The sequence below is a fragment of the Nocardioides sp. Z21_20 genome (assembly GCF_059766585.1).
Map to the genome: position 1 here is coordinate 367,381 of NZ_JCBAJX010000002.1, position 16,522 is coordinate 383,902.

The 16,522-nt window shown below is 73.3% G+C and carries 17 protein-coding genes; 8 read left to right on the plus strand and 9 right to left on the minus strand.

Annotated features, from left to right (window positions below):
- Positions 1–30: 30 nt before the first annotated feature.
- The gene (locus tag AC6EH9_RS05390) at positions 31–1,089 is read right to left on the minus strand and encodes an SGNH/GDSL hydrolase family protein (protein ID WP_498421292.1); all 1,059 of its coding nucleotides are present in this window, start codon (positions 1,087–1,089) and stop codon (positions 31–33) included.
- Between the two features lie 65 nt (positions 1,090–1,154).
- On the opposite strand from AC6EH9_RS05390, the gene AC6EH9_RS05395 reads away from it, so the two are divergent.
- Entirely contained in the window at positions 1,155–2,570 is a 1,416-nt protein-coding gene (locus AC6EH9_RS05395; RefSeq protein WP_498421294.1) for a cystathionine beta-synthase, read from the plus strand.
- A gap of 19 nt (positions 2,571–2,589) precedes the next feature.
- On the opposite strand, the gene AC6EH9_RS05400 is transcribed toward AC6EH9_RS05395, so the two are convergent.
- Complete coding sequence (locus tag AC6EH9_RS05400; RefSeq protein WP_498421296.1) at positions 2,590–3,435, minus strand: cobalamin-binding protein; 846 nt, start codon at positions 3,433–3,435, stop codon at positions 2,590–2,592.
- Positions 3,436–3,506: 71 nt separating this feature from the next.
- On the opposite strand from AC6EH9_RS05400, the gene AC6EH9_RS05405 reads away from it, so the two are divergent.
- Both AC6EH9_RS05405 and AC6EH9_RS05410 read left to right on the plus strand, forming a co-directional pair.
- Positions 3,507–4,289 carry a sulfite exporter TauE/SafE family protein gene (locus AC6EH9_RS05405; RefSeq protein WP_498421299.1) on the plus strand — a complete coding sequence of 261 codons (783 nt, stop codon included), beginning with the start codon at positions 3,507–3,509 and terminating at the stop codon, positions 4,287–4,289.
- Positions 4,286–4,915: a YigZ family protein gene (locus AC6EH9_RS05410; protein WP_498421301.1), complete on the plus strand. Its 630-nt coding sequence runs from the start codon at positions 4,286–4,288 to the stop codon at positions 4,913–4,915. The genes AC6EH9_RS05405 and AC6EH9_RS05410 overlap by 4 nt, the downstream gene beginning before the upstream one ends.
- Before the next feature lie 9 nt (positions 4,916–4,924).
- Here the strand turns inward: AC6EH9_RS05410 and AC6EH9_RS05415 are convergent, their stop codons facing one another.
- Positions 4,925–5,344 carry a YchJ family protein gene (locus AC6EH9_RS05415; RefSeq protein WP_498421303.1) on the minus strand — a complete coding sequence of 140 codons (420 nt, stop codon included), beginning with the start codon at positions 5,342–5,344 and terminating at the stop codon, positions 4,925–4,927.
- A 23-nt stretch (positions 5,345–5,367) separates the two neighbouring features.
- Between AC6EH9_RS05415 and AC6EH9_RS05420 the strand changes: the two genes are divergently transcribed.
- The 5 genes from AC6EH9_RS05420 to AC6EH9_RS05440 all read left to right on the plus strand — a co-directional run bounded on the left by AC6EH9_RS05420 (position 5,368) and on the right by AC6EH9_RS05440 (position 11,413).
- Positions 5,368–5,697, plus strand: a complete 330-nt coding sequence (locus AC6EH9_RS05420) for a pyridoxamine 5'-phosphate oxidase (RefSeq protein ID WP_498421304.1) — start codon at positions 5,368–5,370, stop codon at positions 5,695–5,697.
- A 129-nt stretch (positions 5,698–5,826) separates the two neighbouring features.
- Complete coding sequence (locus tag AC6EH9_RS05425; protein ID WP_498421307.1) at positions 5,827–7,347, plus strand: MFS transporter; 1,521 nt, start codon at positions 5,827–5,829, stop codon at positions 7,345–7,347.
- Entirely contained in the window at positions 7,344–7,880 is a 537-nt protein-coding gene (locus AC6EH9_RS05430) for a DinB family protein (RefSeq protein ID WP_498421310.1), read from the plus strand. Before AC6EH9_RS05425 ends, AC6EH9_RS05430 begins: the two co-directional genes overlap by 4 nt.
- Before the next feature lie 78 nt (positions 7,881–7,958).
- A complete protein-coding gene (locus tag AC6EH9_RS05435) occupies positions 7,959–9,350 on the plus strand; it encodes a sigma 54-interacting transcriptional regulator (protein WP_498421686.1) in 1,392 nt (463 codons plus the stop codon).
- The gene (locus tag AC6EH9_RS05440) at positions 9,350–11,413 is read left to right on the plus strand and encodes a vWA domain-containing protein (RefSeq protein WP_498421312.1); all 2,064 of its coding nucleotides are present in this window, start codon (positions 9,350–9,352) and stop codon (positions 11,411–11,413) included. The genes AC6EH9_RS05435 and AC6EH9_RS05440 overlap by 1 nt, the downstream gene beginning before the upstream one ends.
- A 19-nt stretch (positions 11,414–11,432) precedes the next feature.
- Here the strand turns inward: AC6EH9_RS05440 and AC6EH9_RS05445 are convergent, their stop codons facing one another.
- The 6 genes from AC6EH9_RS05445 to msrA form a co-directional block, all read right to left on the minus strand.
- On the minus strand, positions 11,433–11,861 hold the full coding sequence (locus AC6EH9_RS05445) for a nuclear transport factor 2 family protein (protein WP_498421314.1): 429 nt from the start codon (positions 11,859–11,861) through the stop codon (positions 11,433–11,435).
- Between the two features lie 17 nt (positions 11,862–11,878).
- Complete coding sequence (locus AC6EH9_RS05450; protein ID WP_498421315.1) at positions 11,879–12,811, minus strand: DinB family protein; 933 nt, start codon at positions 12,809–12,811, stop codon at positions 11,879–11,881.
- Positions 12,812–12,847: 36 nt separating this feature from the next.
- Positions 12,848–13,486 carry a CPCC family cysteine-rich protein gene (locus tag AC6EH9_RS05455; protein ID WP_498421317.1) on the minus strand — a complete coding sequence of 213 codons (639 nt, stop codon included), beginning with the start codon at positions 13,484–13,486 and terminating at the stop codon, positions 12,848–12,850.
- Between the two features lie 142 nt (positions 13,487–13,628).
- Positions 13,629–15,095, minus strand: coding sequence for an HNH endonuclease signature motif containing protein (locus AC6EH9_RS05460; RefSeq protein ID WP_498421319.1), 1,467 nt, complete (start codon positions 15,093–15,095; stop codon positions 13,629–13,631).
- Positions 15,096–15,241: 146 nt separating this feature from the next.
- Positions 15,242–15,766, minus strand: coding sequence for a dihydrofolate reductase family protein (locus tag AC6EH9_RS05465; protein ID WP_498421321.1), 525 nt, complete (start codon positions 15,764–15,766; stop codon positions 15,242–15,244).
- A 94-nt stretch (positions 15,767–15,860) separates the two neighbouring features.
- Complete coding sequence (msrA, locus tag AC6EH9_RS05470; protein WP_498421323.1) at positions 15,861–16,505, minus strand: peptide-methionine (S)-S-oxide reductase MsrA; 645 nt, start codon at positions 16,503–16,505, stop codon at positions 15,861–15,863.
- Positions 16,506–16,522: the final 17 nt, after the last annotated feature.

The following is a 16,522-nucleotide window of genomic DNA, read 5'->3' on the forward strand; positions in this document are numbered from 1 at the left end:
CCGGTCGCAGTCAGCGACGTACCCCGCGCGCTACAGCCGGCTGTGCGGTCCGGGAGCGGTGGCGTCGTCGTCGTCGGGCGCTTCGCCGGGCTCGTCGTCGGGGGCCTCGGGCTCGGCCTGCGGGTGGCGCCGGCGGTGCCGCAGCTCCGCCCACCGTCCGCGTACGCCGCGGCGCGCGCCGGCGACCTCGGTGCCGTCGACCTCGGTGCCCGGGGTGCGGGCGGCCTGCACCGCGGCCGTGGCGATCGGCAGCACGCCCTCGCCGCGGAACGGCTCGGGCGCGGCCTCGTCCTCGGGGATCAGGCCGAGCGCGGCCAGGGTCGAGGGCAGCAGCACCGCCGCCAGCGAGCGGTAGCCGTCGGCGGAGGGGTGGAACTGGTCGGGGCCGAAGAGCAGCGCCGGGGCGGCCTCGAACTCCGCGCCGAGCACCGAGCTGAGCGAGACGGTCCGCCCGCCCTCCTCGACGACCGCGATGGTCTGGGCGGCCGCCAGCCGGCGCGACCACGCCCGCGCGACCTGCTTGAGCGGCGGCGGGATCGGCTTGATCGTGCCGAGGTCGGGGCAGGTGCCGACGACCACCTGCACGCCGGCGTCGAGCAGGCGGCGTACCCCCTCGGCGAGGTACTGCACCGACTGAGACGGCAGCACCGTGTGAGTGACGTCGTTGGCGCCGATCAGGATCAGCGCGACGTCCGGCTCGATCGGCAGGGTGCGGTCGATCTGCGCGGCGAGGTCGGAGGACTGGGCGCCGACGACCGCGAACTCGCGCAGGTAGACCCGGCGATCGGCGCGGGCGGCCAGGCCCGAGGCCAGCCGCGCGCCCGGGGTCTCCTCGACCCGCTCGACGCCGTAGCCGGCCGCGCTGGAGTCGCCGAGCAGAGCCACCTTGATCGCCGGTCCCGGCCGGCCGCGCCCGTACCATCCGGTGGCGTCCGGGGGAGGCTCCTCCGAGACGTCTCCGATCGCCTTGCGTGCGAGCTTGGCCTCGGCGGTCAGCACGCCGTACAGGCCCGCACCGAGGACGGACAGCCCCCCGCCGCCGAACGCGGCAGCCGAGGCGAGTCTCCTGGCGGCAGCAGCTTTCCCCACGGCCCCACTGTACGAGGCGGGTGCGCGGGTTTGCCGCCGGACCGGCGCGGTGGGACATTTAGGCGGTGCAGTACGTGGACTCCCTCCTTGACCTGATCGGCAACACCCCGCTCCTGCGGCTGTCCCGATCCCTCGACGAACCCGACACCGCGCCCGAGGGGCGCCTGGCCGGCACGACGACCGGGCCGATGGTGCTGGCCAAGGTCGAGTACCTCAACCCGGGTGGCTCCATCAAGGACCGCATCGCGGTCCGGATGGTCGACGCCGCGGAGCGCTCCGGCGCCCTGCAGCCCGGCGGCACGATCGTCGAGCCCACCTCGGGCAACACCGGCGTCGGGCTGGCGATGGTCGCCCAGGCGCGCGGCTACACGTGCATCTTCGTGTGCCCCGACAAGGTCAGCGAGGACAAGCGCAACGTGCTCAAGGCCTACGGCGCGCAGGTCGTGGTCTGCCCGACCGCGGTGGCGCCGGAGCACCCGGACTCCTACTACAACGTCTCCGACCGGCTGGCCTCCCAGCCCGGCGCCTGGAAGCCGGACCAGTACTCCAACCAGGAGAACCCGCGCTCGCACTACGAGAGCACGGGCCCCGAGATCTGGGCGCAGACCGAGGGCCGGATCACCCACCTGGTCACCGGCGTCGGCACCGGCGGCACGATCAGCGGGATCGGGCGCTTCCTCAAGGAGCAGAACCCCGCCATCCAGGTGATCGGTGCGGACCCGGCCGGCTCGGTGTACTCCGGCGGCACCGGGCGTCCCTACCTGGTCGAGGGGGTCGGCGAGGACTTCTGGCCGACCACCTACGACAAGTCCGTGGCGGACCGGATCATCGAGGTCTCCGACGCGGACTCCTTCTCGATGACCCGCCGTCTGGCGCGCGAGGAGTCGCTGCTGGTCGGCGGCTCGTCGGGGATGGCCGCCTGGGCGGCACGTGAGCTGGCCCGCGAGCTGGCCGGCACCCCCGAGGGCGAGAACGCGGTGATCGTGGTCGTGCTGCCCGACTCCGGGCGCGGCTACCTCACCAAGGTCTTCAACGACGACTGGCTCAGCCAGTACGGCTTCCTGGCCGCCTCCTCCGAGCAGACCGTCGGCCAGGTGCTGCGCGGCAAGTCCGGCGTGCTGCCGGACCTGGTGCACACCCACCCCGGCGAGACGATCGCCGAGGCGGTGCACATCCTGCAGGAGTACGGCGTCTCGCAGATGCCCGTGGTCCGCGCGGAGCCGCCGATCGTGGCGGCCGAGGTCGCCGGGGCGGTCTCGGAGCGCACCCTGCTCGACGCCCTCTACGCCGGCAAGGCCAAGCTCACCGACCCGGTCGAGGACCACATGTCGGTGCCGATGCCGACCGTGGGTGCCACCGCCGCCGCGTCGAGCGCCGTCGAGCTGCTGGAGACCGCGGACGCCGTGCTCGTCCAGGAGGACGGCAAGCCCGTCGGCGTGCTCACCCGCCAGGACCTGCTCGCCCACCTCACCCGCTCCTAGGCAGACGCGGCTGCACCCCTCAGGGGTGCAGCAGCGCGGCCAGCTCCTCGACCCCGTCGACCAGGCGGGTGCCGGGGCGCGCCCAGGAAGCGTTGGCGTCGACGGCGTGGACGGGGATCCCGGGTGGCAGCGCGCCGGAGGCGACCAGGTCGTCGGCGAGGCGCTGGGAGGCGGTGCGGTCGAAGCCGCAGGGGGCGCAGATGATCACGTCGGGAGCGGCTGCGTGCACGTCGTCCCAGGTGACCCGGCGCGACTTCTCACCGGCCGTGCCGAGCAGCGCCTCGCCCCCGGCGAGCGTGATCATCTCCGGGATCCAGTGGCCGGGGGCGAACGGCGGGTCGGTCCACTCCAGGAACATCACCCGGGGCTTGGACGTGGGTGCGACGCGCTGCGCGACCGCCGCCAGCCGCTCCCGCTGATCGCGCACGAGCGCCTCGGCCTCGGCCAGGCGACCGGTCGCCCTGCCCAGCGCCAGGATCGAGTCCAGCACCTCCTCGAGCGTGTGCGGGTCGATGGTGAGCACCTCGGCCCGGCACCCGAGGTGGGCCAGCGCGTCGTCGACCACCGACACGTCGACCGCGCACACCGCGCAGAGGTCCTGGGTGACCACCAGGTCGGCGTCGAGGCCGGCGAGCGCGCCCTCGTCGAGGTGGTAGAGGTCCACCCCGCGCCGCATCGCGTCCGCCACCCACGCGTCGATCCGGGCCGGGGGGAGACCCTCGGGCATCGCGGAGGTGGACACGATCGTGCGCTCGCGGGCCTCGGCGGGGAAGTCGCACTCGAACGTCACCCCCACCACGTCCTCCCCGGCGCCGAGGGCGAAGAGGATCTCGGTGGTCGACGGCAGCAGGGACACGATGCGCATGTCGCGATCCTGGCAGGTGTCCGGGCGGGCGGCGACCGGGGAAACCACCCCCGTGCATAGGGTGATCGACCATGGACGACCCGACCACCACCGTGCTCGTCCTGCTCGGGCTCGCGGCCCTGGCTGCGGGGTTCGTCGACGCGGTGGTCGGCGGGGGAGGGCTGATCCAGCTGCCGGCGCTGGTGATCGGGCTGCCGGGCGCCTCGCCGGTGAGCCTGCTGGCGACCAACAAGCTGGCCAGCATCTGCGGTACGACGGTCAGCTCGCTCACGTACTTCCGCCGGATCCGGCCCGATCCGCGCACGTTCGGGCCGCTGATGGCCTTCGCCTTCGCGGGGTCGCTGGGCGGCGCCCTGGTGGCGGGCCTGATCCCGCGCTCCACGTTCGACCCGCTGGTCCTGGTGGTGCTGGTGCTGGTCGGCGCCTACGTCCTGCTCAAGCCCGATGCCGGGGAGCTGACGAAGCTGCGCTTCGAGGGGCGCCGGCACCTGTGGGCGACGGCGCTGACCGGGGCGATCATCGGCTTCTACGACGGGGCGCTCGGTCCCGGCACCGGCTCGTTCTTCGTGTTCGCGCTGGTCGGCCTGCTCGGCTACGGGTTCCTCGAGGCGTCGGCCAAGGCCCGGATGGCGAACTGGGCCACCAACCTGGCCGCGCTCGTGGTCTTCGTGCCCCAGGGCGCCGTGCTGTGGGAGGTCGGGCTGCTGATGGGCGTGGGCAACCTGGTCGGCGGCTACCTCGGTGCCCGGCTCGCGGTGGCCAAGGGCGCCGGCCTGGTCCGGGTCTTCTTCATCACCGTGGTCTCGGCGTTCATCGTCCGCATCGGCGGCGACGTGCTGGGGTTCTGGGGATGAGCGCCACGTCCTACCTCGTCCCGGCCCGCGACGGCGAGGCCGCGATCGAGGTCAAGCGCTCCCGCTTCCTGGCCACCGTCGCCCGGGTCGAGGACGAGGGCGCGGCCCGGGCGGTCGTGGAGCGGCTGCGCAGGCAGCACTGGGACGCCCGCCACCACTGCTCGGCGTTCGTGCTCGGCCCGGACGCCGCGATCCAGCGCTCCAGCGACGACGGCGAGCCGGCCGGTACGGCGGGCGCCCCGATGCTCGAGGTCCTGCGTGGGCGCGAGGTCTGCGACGTGGTCGTGGTGGTCACCCGCTGGTTCGGCGGGATCCTGCTCGGCGCCGGCGGCCTGGTCCGCGCGTACGGCGACGCGGTGCGCGCGGGCCTCGACGAGGTGGGCACCCGGCGCCGGCAGCTGCTCGGCGAGTTCGCCGTCGTCGTCGACCACGCCGGCGCCGGCCGCCTGGAGAGCGACCTGCGCGCCCGCGGGGTGGCGATCCTCGGCACCGACTACGCCGCCCGGGCCACGCTGCGCGTCGGCGTCGGTGCCGACCAGGCCGACGCGCTGCCCGGGCTGCTGGCCGAGCTCACCTCCGGCGCGGCGAGCGCCGAGCCGCTGGGCCAGCGCTGGGTGGACGCCTGAGCCGGCTGGTCAGCTCAGGTCGCCGTCGAGGTAGACCCAGCGCCCGCCGCGGCGCACGAACCGGCTGCGCTCCACCAGCTCGCCCTCGCCCCCGGCGGTGCGGTACCGGGCCCGGAAGGCAACCACCCCCTCGGCGTCGTCGACGCCGCCGTCGAGGACCTCGAGGATCTCGAGCCCCAGCCAGGTCAGCCCCTCCTCGGCGCTCAGGTCGTCGGGCCGGGTGCGCGGGTGCCAGGTCCGGAAGACGTGGTCGAGCTCGCCCACCGCGTACGCCGCGTAGCGCGAGCGCATCAGCTCCTGCGCGGTCGCCGCCTGGCGCTGCTGGCGGTGCAGCGGCCCGCAGCACGCGTCGTACGCCGCTCCCGAGCCGCACGCGCACGCGGTCGAGCCGGAGCGGGTGCCGGAGCCGAAGACACCTGAGTCAGCCACGTGCGGCAGCGTAGCCTCGTGCCATGAGCATCCCCGTGGCCGTCTCCGAGCTGCCCGCCACGCTGACCGGGTTCGGCACCGGCTACCTGCTGAGCGTCGGCGACCCGGGCGCGCGGCCCGGGGTCAAGGCCGTCTCGGTGGCGCCCGAGCTGTCCGACGGCGTGCTCGTGGTCCGCGGCCCGGGACGCGGCACGCTGGCCAACGCCGCGCGCGAGGCGGCGGTGACCCTGCTGTACCCGCCACGCGAGGAGAGCGGCTACACGCTGCTCGTCGACGGTCTGGCCGAGGTGGTGGGCGACGACCTGCGGATCGCGGCCACCTCCGCGGTCCTGCACCGCCCCGTCGACGCGTGAGCGCCTCGTCCTGCCTCACCGACCGGGATCCGTGGACCGGTCTGCCGCCCCGATCCGGCTAGGGTGCGCTGGTTGCATTGCGCAACCAGAACTTGAGCCACCGGACGACTCCGGGCGGGGAGGAATCACGTGAGCGGCACCTCGGGCTTGCGCCGGCACCACCACTGGGTGACCTTCGCCGTGCTCGCGGTCGCGGTCTCGGCGTTCACGCTGCTGCAGTCGCTGATCGTGCCGGTGCTCCCCGAGGTGCAGCGCGAGCTCGACACCGACCAGGCGACCGTCACCTGGGTGCTCACCGGCTACCTGCTCTCGGCCTCGATCTGCACCCCGCTGCTGGGCCGCATCGGCGACGTCGTCGGCAAGAAGCGGATGCTCGTGCTCGTGCTCGGCGCGTTGACCGTCGGCTCGGCGATGGCGGCGCTGTCCACCACCGTGGAGTGGCTGATCATCGCCCGCGTCGTCCAGGGCTTCGGGGGAGGCGTGCTGCCGCTGTCCTTCGGGATCATCCGCGACGAGTTCCCGCAGGCCCGGGTCAACTACGCCATCAGCGTCATCGCGTCGCTGTCCGCGGTCGGGTTCGGCATCGGCATCGTGGTCGCCGGCCCGATCGTCGACGGCCTGGGCTTCGCCTGGCTGTTCTGGCTGCCGATGATCGCGACCGCGGTCGCCAGCGCGACGGCGCTGGTGCTGGTGCCGGAGTCCCCGGTGCGCGCACGAACCCGGCTGCCGGTGCTGCCCGCGCTGCTGCTGTCGGCCTGGCTGGTCGCGCTGCTGCTCGCGATCAGCCACGGCAACGACTGGGGCTGGGGGTCGGTGCGCGTGGTCGGCCTGCTCGTCCTCGCCGCCGTCGTGCTCCTCGGCTGGGTCGTCCTGGAGACCCGCATCGAGGTGCCGCTGATCGACATGGCGATGATGCGTCGTCGCGGGGTGTGGACGACGAACGTCGTGGCCGCCTGCGTGGGGTTCGCGATGTTCGCCTCGTTCGGGTTCCTGCCCCAGTTCCTGCAGACCCCGCCCTCGGCCGGCTACGGTCTCGGCGCCACGATCAGCGAGTCCGGGCGGCTGATGCTGCCCTCGGCGCTCGGCAGCTTCGCGATCGGCTTCGCGACGGCTCCGCTGGTGCGGCTGCTGGGGGCGCGGCGGGTGGTGATGACCGGCACGCTGACCAGCGCCTGCGCGTTCGGGCTGCTGGCGCTCTTCCACGACGAGGCGTGGCAGGTGGTGACGGCGAGCTCGATCCAGGGCTTCGGCTCCGGGTTGGTCTTCTCCAGCCTGGCCGGCGTCGTGGTGTCCTCCGTGCCGGCCTCCCAGACCGGCGTCGCCAGCGGCATGAACGCCAACATCCGCACCATCGGCGGCGCGATCGGCTCGGCGGTGATGGCGGGCATCGTGACCTCGCACGTCGGCGCCGGCGGACTGCCCGCCGAGCGCGGCTACACGATCGGGTTCTCGGTGATGGCCGGCCTGATGCTGGTGGCGGCCGTGGCCGCGCTGGCGTTGCCCGACAGCCACGACCAGCCGACCCACTCCGGGCTCGAGGACGCCGACAACGCCGGGCTGGGCCTGGTCGCGATGGGCGCACGGCCGGCCGGTGACGGGCCCAGCCGGCGCCGCCGTACACCGACGGCGGCGGACGGGGACGTCCGGTGAGCGCCGAGGCCGCCGGGCGCGTCGACCCGCCGCTGACCGGTGCGGAGACCGAGATGCTGCGCGGGTGGCTCGACTTCCACCGCGCCACGCTGCGCCGCAAGACCGACGGGCTGGACGCGGCGCAGCTCGACACGGCTCCCCTCCCCAGCTCGCTGACCCTCGGCGGTCTGCTCGCGCACCTCGCCTTCGTCGAGGACTACTGGCTGCCGCACGTGATGGCGGGGCGCGAGCCGGCCGAGCCCTGGGCGGGCACCGACTGGCGCGCCGACCGGGACGCGGACTTCCACCACGCCGCCGCTCTGGAGCCCGGCGCGTTGCGAGGGCTGCTCGACGACGCCGTCGCCGCCTCCGACCGCGTCCTCGATGAGCTGCTGGCCGACCCGAGCGGGCTGGGCCGGCTCTCGGCGCGTGAGCGTCACGGCGAGCACGTCAGCCTGCGCTGGGTCCTGGTCCACCTCATCGAGGAGTACGCCCGCCACAACGGGCACGCCGACCTGATCCGCGAGGCGATCGACGGGAGCACCGGCGAGTGAGCTGACCGTGGACCTCGGTCGCGGCCTTGACCGCGCCCTTGAGTGCCGGACTAGCGTGGGCGAGTGACTCACGCCACCATCTCCGCCGCCCCCTCCGTCTCGACGCTGGGCGAGCTGCGCGCCTCGGGCCACGAGCTGCGCAGCCTGCGCGCCGAGATCCGGGAGAACCTGCTCGCCGCGCTCGCGGAGGGCCGCGACCCCTGGCCGGGCCTGCACGGGTTCGAGTCCACGGTGATCCCGCAGCTCGAGCGAGCGCTGATCGCCGGGCACGACGTCGTCCTGCTCGGTGAGCGGGGGCAGGGCAAGACCCGCCTGCTGCGCACCTTGGCGACGCTGCTCGACGAGTGGACGCCGGTGATCGCCGGCTCCGAGCTCGGCGAGCACCCCTACGACCCGGTCACCCCCGCCTCGGCACGTCGCGTGGCAGAGCTCGGCGACGCCCTGCCGGTCGCCTGGCGCCATCGCAGCGAGCGCTACGCCGAGAAGCTGGCGACGCCGGACACCTCGGTGGCCGACCTGATCGGCGACGTCGACCCGATGAAGGTTGCCGAGGGGCGCTCGCTGGGCGACCCGGAGACCATCCACTTCGGGCTGATCCCGCGCAGCCACCGCGGCATCGTGGCCATCAACGAGCTCCCGGACCTCGCCGAGCGGATCCAGGTCGCGATGCTCAACGTGATGGAGGAGCGCGACATCCAGATCCGCGGCTACGTGCTGCGCCTGAACCTCGACGTGCTCGTGGTGGCCAGCGCGAACCCCGAGGACTACACCAACCGTGGCCGGATCATCACCCCGCTCAAGGACCGCTTCGGCGCCGAGATCCGCACGCACTACCCCAGCCAGCTCGCCGACGAGGTCGCGGTGATCCGCCAGGAGTCGCGGATGGTCGGCCACGTCCCCGACCACCTGGTGGAGATCCTGGCCCGGTTCACCCGCTCGCTGCGCGAGTCCTCCGCCGTCGACCAGCGCTCGGGGGTCTCCGCGCGCTTCGCGATCGCCGGCGCCGAGACCGTCGCCGCCTCCGCGCTGCACCGCGCGACCGTGCAGGGCGAGCCGAGCGCCGTCGCCCGGGTCGTCGACCTCGAGGCCGCGGTCGACGTGCTGGGCGGCAAGGTGGAGTTCGAGACCGGTGAGGAGGGCCGCGAGCAGCAGGTCCTCGAGCATCTGCTGCGCCTGGCCACCGCGGAGACGGTGCGCCACCACCTGCGCGGCATCGACTTCGCCCTGCTGGTGGACGCCCTCGAGGCGGGCGCCTCGGTCACCACCGGGGAGCAGGTCAGCGCCCGCGACTTCCTCACCGGCCTGCCGGCGCTGGGGGAGTCCGACCTCTACGACCAGGTCACCGAGCGGCTCGGCGCCCGCGACGACGGCGAGTGCGCCAGCGCCATCGAGCTGGCCCTGGAGGGGCTCTTCCTGGCCCGCAAGGTGGGCAAGGAGTCCACCGAGACCGGCGAGACGACGTACGGCTGATGGCCGGCGAGGGCAGGTCTGGCAGGCGCGGAGCGGAGCGGCACCGCGCCCGCTACGGCAGGTACGGCGGCGGGCCGGACCCGCTGGCGCCGCTGGTGGACCTCGCCGATGCTCTCGACGCGATCGGTGAGGACGTGATGGCCGGGTACTCGCCCGAGCGCGCGATGCGCGAGTACCTGCGCCGCGGCAGCGAGAGCCAGCGGGGCCTGGACGACCTGGCGGCCCGGGTCGCGCAGAAGCGCCGTGAGCTGCTCGCCCGCAACAACCTCGACGGCACCCTGCAGGAGGTGCGCGAGCTGCTGGACCGCGCGGTGCTCGAGGAGCGCAAGCAGCTGGCCCGCGACCTCGACGACGACGCCCGCTTCGCGGAGATGCGGATCGCCAACCTGCCGCCCTCGACGGCCGCGGCGGTCAACGAGCTCGGCGACTATCAGTGGCGCAGCCCTGCGGCGCGCGCCGACTTCGAGCAGATCAAGGACCTGCTCGGCCGCGAGCTGCTCGACCAGCGCTTCGCCGGCATGAAGCAGGCGCTGGAGAGCGCCACCGACGAGGACCGCGCCGCGATCAACGAGATGCTCGCCGACCTCAACGACCTGCTCGCCGCACACGCGCGCGGCGAGGACACCGGCGAGCAGTTCGAGGAGTTCATGGACCGGCACGGGGACTTCTTCCCCGAGCAGCCGCGCGACATCGACGAGCTCCTCGACGCGCTCGCCGCCCGGGCCGCGGCCGCGGCCCGGATGCGCAACTCGATGACTCCCGAGCAGCGCGCCGAGCTCGACGCGCTCGCCACCCAGGCGTTCGGATCGCCGGAGCTGATGGAGCAGCTCTCCGCGCTGGACGCCAGCCTGCAGGCGCTGCGCCCCGGTGAGGACTGGTCGGGCTCGGAGCAGTTCGAGGGCGAGCAGGGGCTTGGGCTCGGCGACGGCACCGGTGCGCTGCAGGACCTGGCCGACCTCGACGACCTCGCCGAGCAGCTCGCCCAGTCCTACTCCGGGGCGCGGATGGACGACGTCGACCTCGACAAGCTCGCCCGCCAGCTGGGTGACGACGCGGCCGTCGACGCCCGGACCCTGGCCGAGCTGGAGAGGGCGCTGCGCGACTCCGGCTACCTCAAGCGCGGCACCGACGGCCAGCTGCGGCTCTCGCCCAAGGCGATGCGCCAGCTCGGCAAGGCGCTGCTGCGCGACGTGGCGCAGCGGATGTCGGGGCGCCAGGGCAACCGCGACCTGCGCCGGGCCGGCGCGGCGGGGGAGCGCAGCGGCGCGACCCGGGAGTGGGAGTTCGGCGACACCGAGCCCTGGGACGTGACCCGCTCGGTGCTCAACGCGGTGGCGCGGGCGGCGGGGGAGGGCCGGCCGACCGCGCCGGTGCGCCTGGAGATCGGTGACGTCGAGGTGATGGAGACCGAGGCACGCACCCAGGCCGCGGTCGCGCTGCTGGTCGACACGTCGTTCTCGATGGCGATGGACGGGCGGTGGGTGCCGATGAAGCGCACGGCGCTGGCACTGCACACGCTGATCCGCAGCCGCTTCCGCGGCGACCACCTCCAGCTGATCGGCTTCGGCCGGCACGCCGAGGTGATGGACATCGAGGAGCTCACCGCGCTCGACGCGATGTGGGACAAGGGCACGAACCTGCACCACGCCCTGCTGCTCGCCAACCGGCACTTCCGCAAGCACCCGAACGCCCAGCCGGTGCTGCTGGTGGTCACCGACGGCGAGCCGACCGCCCACCTGGAGGCCGACGGGGAGGTGTGGTTCTCCTACCCGCCGCACCCGCTCACCGTCGCCCACAGCGTGCGCGAGCTCGACGCCGCCGGGAGGCTGGGGGCGCAGACGACGTTCTTCCGGCTCGGCACCGACCCGGGGCTGGCCCGCTTCGTGGAGCAGATGGCGCGCCGCGTCGACGGCCGGGTGGTCGCTCCCGAGCTCGACGACCTGGGCGCCGCCGTGGTGGGCAGCTACCTCGGCTCGCGCCGGGGAACCGGGTCGGGCTTCGGGGCGGGTGGCGGGTTCCCGGACATGTTCGGCGGGAGGGGCTTCTGGGTGGACGACGCCTGAGAGCCGGCTCAGGTCGGGCTCAAGCCAGGCGCTGGAGCTCCTCGCCCATCTTGGCGACGACGGCGTGCAGCGCCTTGAGGGGCCGGATCATCACCGTGAACTCCTGGATCCGCCCGTCGGCGTCCCAGGTGATCCGGTCGATGCCGTGCACCTCGAGGCCGTCGACGGTGGCGGAGAACTCCAGGATGGCGTCGCTCTCGCGCACCCACTGGTCGTCGTAGCCGAAGCCCTCGCCGAGCACGGTCATCGCCGCCGCGAGGTACGCCGCGACGAGCGCGCGGCCCTCCTGGGGGCGGTGCACCGCCGGGGAGCGGAAGACGGCGTCCTCGGCGATCATCGCCGGGAGCAGCGAGGCGTCGTGCGAGGAGATGGCCTCGTGCCAGCGCCGGAGCCCGAGGGTGGCGGCGGTGTCGGGGGCGGTCTCGCGGGCGGGGGCGGTCTCAGACATGGGACGACGGTAGCGGGCTACTCGCCGACCCGGCCGTCGATCCGCTCGCGCAGCAGGTCGGCGTGGCCGTTGTGGCGGGCGTACTCCTCGATCATGTGGACCAGCACCTCGCGTACCGAGATCGGCCCGTCCTCGGTGCTGCCGGTGCTGGAGAGGTCGGCGGTGTCGTGGACGTACTGGTCGGTGAACGCGCACTCGGAGCGCCACGCGGCCCAGGCCTCCTGCACCGCGGCGGGGTCGGCCACCGCGCCGTCGAAGGCGGGAGCATGGCTGTCGGGGGTGCGGAAGTGGAAGTCGACCTCCTGGCCCGCCAGCCGGCGGCGGAACCAGGAGAGCTCGACGTCGGCGAGGTGACGGACCAGCCCCAGCAGCGAAAGCGAGGACGGCTCGACCGCGCGCCGGGCCAGCTGCGCGGCGTTCAGGCCGGCGCACTTCATCTCCAGGGTGAGGCGCTGGGAGCGCAGGTACGACGTCAGCGTGGTGCGCTCGTCGCCCAGCGACGGCCCGCCCTCGCGCGGGTCGTCCTGGGGGTCCACCCACATCTCGGGGCGCAGCCGCGGGGTCTCGGGGATCCGCGAGACCAGCTCGACGAGGTTGCCGTCGGGGTCGCGGACCAGCGCGGTGCGGTTGTCGTTGCCGGTGGGCGCAGGCTCCCGGACCACCGCGACACCGGCCGCCGCGAGGGTCGCGACCGTGGCGTCCACGTCCCGGGTCCACAGCACGACGGCCATCGCGGGCGCGCCGGGCTGGCTCTCCACCCCGTGCACCCGACGGGCGGCCTCCACGGTGCCGAGCCCGAGGGTGAACCCGCCGGCAGCCAGCTCGACGTGCTCGGGGGTGCCGGTGGCGGGCGTGCGGAACGTCTCGGGCAGGCCGAGCAGGTCGCGGTAGAAGGCGAGCGCGGCGTCGATGTCGCGGGTGTAGAGGTTGACCAGGCCGGAGGTGATCATGGCCGGAACCCTAGCCGCCGGGTCCGACGCTGGGCCCTACCCGACGACGCGGAAGGTGCCCGACCGCACCTCGTGCCAGCTGCGTCGCCACGTGCCGCCGCGGGCGTGACGCAGCAGCCAGCGGGCGGTGCGCAGAGGGTGGTGGCGGTAGTAGGAGGGGTTCTTCAGCATCCGGGCCGTCAGCTCCAGGTAGGCCTCGGGCAGGAGGACGTCGTGCTCGTGGCCCAGGTCGAGCATCCTGGCCCTGATCTCGTCGTAGGACAGAGCGGGCGCCTCCTCGCGCAGGGACTGCATCGCCGCGTTGTAGCCCTGGAACGGTCCCTCGGGATCCGCGGCGATCTGCTGGGCCGCCAACTCGCGTTCCCGCTCCCAGATGCGCTGCTCCTCCTGCGTGTGGCGCTCGATGCGCTCGAGCAGCTCGGCGGTCACCTCGATCGGTCGCCAGTCGGACTGGCGCGCCTCGCTGGGCCTGGGCCGGCGTACCTTGCCCGGGCGGAGCCGGTAGGGCCGCCGCTCGGCCAGGTACTCCTGCTGCGCCTCGACCAGCGTCTGTGCGTTCGGGCCGCTGATCTCCCACGGCTGCGCGCCGTCGTCCTCCCACCAGCACACCGGACACAGCTCGTAGTCGTGACGCGACGGGAGCGTCCGGTAGCCGCAGCAGGGGCAGGGGTGCATCCGGGGAGTCTCTGGCAGGGCGGGCTCACCGGCAAGCGAGAAGCGGTGTGGCGTGCTCCACCGCGCGGTAGGACGCCGGTGTGGCGCGGACGTGCCACTGGCCCCGCCGGGTGGTGCCTGGGCAGGGTGCGGGGCGGGGCAGCTACTGGTCGGGTGGGGGCAGGTCCGACTCGACCGGAGTGGCGTGCGGATTCGCACGTCGTCGATCCCGGGAGACGTCGAGGGTGCCGGTGTGATCGCGCAGGTACTGGTAGCCCTGGGGACTGGTCCACAGGTAGCTGCCCTTGTCGAGGGCGGTGTAGCTCCAGGGGCTGTGGGTCTTGTGGCGATGGTGTCGTCGGCAGAGCGGGGCGAGGTTGCATGAGCACGTGGTGCCGCCGGTGGCGTGCTCGCGGATGTGGTCGCAGTCGGCGCGATGGCCGTCGGGGGTGAGTCGTCTGGCGGGGCGGGTGCACCAGGGGAAGACGCAGGTGTGCTCGATGAGTGCGAGGCGTTCGACGAGCCGGTCGGGGGTCTCGTAGGCGTTGACGTGGACGTGGTCCTCGAGGTCGATGACCGGCTTCACGATCACCTGGGCATCGGGGGTGGCGCACCAGTCGCGGACCTGGTCGACCGAGACGAAGGAGGCGGTGTTCTCCACGCGAGCCAGGTGAACGCCGGTGTCGTCGAGGCCTCGGGCGCGTAGCGCGTCGTGGGAGAGGTGGACGTAGAGCACGACCTGACGCGGTCGTCGGGCCTTGGCGGTGTCGCCCTGCGCAGCAGTGTGCGGTTGATCGGAAGCACACGGTGCGCCGGATCCACCGCACTGACCGGTGTCCGCGCCGTCGGTCGCCTCAGTCGATGTCGCGACGTTCAGATCGAGGGCAAGCTGGCGTCGCGCCAGCTCCCCGGCGGCCTTCGCGCGGCGCACGCCGAGCGGGTCCACCGACCCCAACGCCTGCTGCTGCGCCGCACCGGCCGCGACGGCCGCGTCAAGGTCGAGCGCGTCGGCGAGGTCCAGCTCACCGCGCACCGTCATGGTGCCGTCGTAGGAGACCTGGTCGGTGTCGATGTCGAAACACCGCCCGTCTGCAGCCGCGCGGCGCCGAGCCTCAGCCTCCTCGGGCTGGAACCGCACCCGCGCCTCCTCGACCAACCGGTCCAGGGCGGCGAGGCCGATCTTGTGCGCCACCGCGGCGACGTGGGTGTCGACGAACCCCGCACCGGCCGGGACGAGGCTCATCGTCGCGTCCGCGATGCGCCGGGCCTTCCACGCCACGAGATCCCCAGCCAGCACCCGCTTCCAGACCTTCGGGAGCCGGTGGCGCAGCTCCAGGGCCTGCCCCACATACCGGCGTCCGGCGTCGGTGGACATGCCGATCGCGAGGGCGAACTCGGTGACCGCGAACTCCGCCACCAGGGGCGCTCCTGGCCCGGCGACGGGGATGCCGTGGTCTCCGTACGGCCCGTGGATGACCGCGGCAGCCTCCAACGACTTCACCGAATGCATCGCCGCCCAGTCCACCGCCAGCTGCAGCTGACGCGCCTCGGCCGCATCCGCCGTACCCCGCGAGACCCGCGCAGCGTCCAGCACCGCACGAGCGGTGTCAGGGGCTGCGGTCCGGGTCATGCATCTACTCAAGCAGGCGCCACCGACACTCCTGCCCCCAGAAACCGCCCCGACACGCGGACTGTGGAGAACACATCCGACCTGTTCCGAGAGGGTCGCCGGCGCTCACTCCACCACCGGCAGCGAGAGGCCGGGAGACCGGGCGGTCAGCCGCGGCGGCCGTAGCTCAGGAAGAGGCACCCGGTCTCCGAGCGGTCGACGCCGGCGAGCTCGAGACGGCGCACCTCGGTGGCGTCGGTGAGCAGGCGTCGGCCGGTGCCGGCGAGGGTGGGGATCACGACCAGCTCCAGGCGGTCGACGAGGTCAGCTGCGAGCAGGGCGCGTCCGAGCTCGATGCTGCCGTGGACGCCGATGTCAGCCCCCGGTCCCTGGGCGAGCCTCCGGAGATAGGGGACCGGGCCCTCGTCGGCCACGAGCGCTCCTGCCCACGGTGTAGTGAGCGGCGTCGAGGTGAACACGTGCTTGGGCCGGCCGTTGATGAAGTCGGCGAAGGGCTGGACGTCGGACCCGGGCCAGTACCCGGCCCAGTAGTCGTACGTCCCCCGTCCGAGGACGACGTCGCTCTGAGTCTCGATCACCCGGGCGAGGTTGCCGAAGACGCCGTCGTCCGCCTCGAACATCCAGTTCCCGGGCTCTTCCGCGACCCCGTCCAAGGACAGCAGGGAGTACACGACGACATCTCGCACAGCGGCTCTCCGATCCTGGTGGATCAGTTCTGACTGCGCTCGACTCGCCATCTCATCGCCACGACCGCGCGCGAAGCACTCACCCCTTCGGGAACGGCACACCCGTCGCGGAGTGGCAGCGGTAGCCGTTCGGCACCTTGAACAGGTACTGCTGGTGCGCGTCCTCGGCGTAGTAGTACGTCGGCGCGGGGGCGACCTCGGTGGTGATCTCGCCGTAGCCGCGGTCGGTCAGGGCGGGCTGGTAGGCCTTGATCATCTCTTCGGCGACCCGGCGCTGCTCGTCGGTGGTGTAGTAGATCGCCGAGCGGTACTGGGTGCCCAGGTCGTTGCCCTGCCGCATCCCCTGGGTCGGGTCGTGGACCTCGAAGAACGCGCGCACCAGCGCGGCGTACGAGACCTTCGCCGGGTCGTAGACGACGCGGACGGCCTCGGTGTGGCCGGTACGGCCCGAGCAGACCTCCTCGTACGACGGGTTCGGCGTGATGCCGCCCGCGTAGCCGGCGGAGGTGGACCACACGCCCGGCATCTGCCAGAAGATCTCCTCGGCGCCCCAGAAGCAGCCGAGACCGAAGATCGCCACCTCGAGGCCCTCGGGCACCTCGTCGGTGACCAGGGGAGCGTCGAGCACCAGGTGCCGCTCGGCCAGCGGGAACCAGCGCTCGGGGCGACCGGGCAGGGCCTCGTCGGCGCTCGGCAGCGTGGACTTGTTGCGGTTCAGGAACACGTGTACTCCCATGGGCT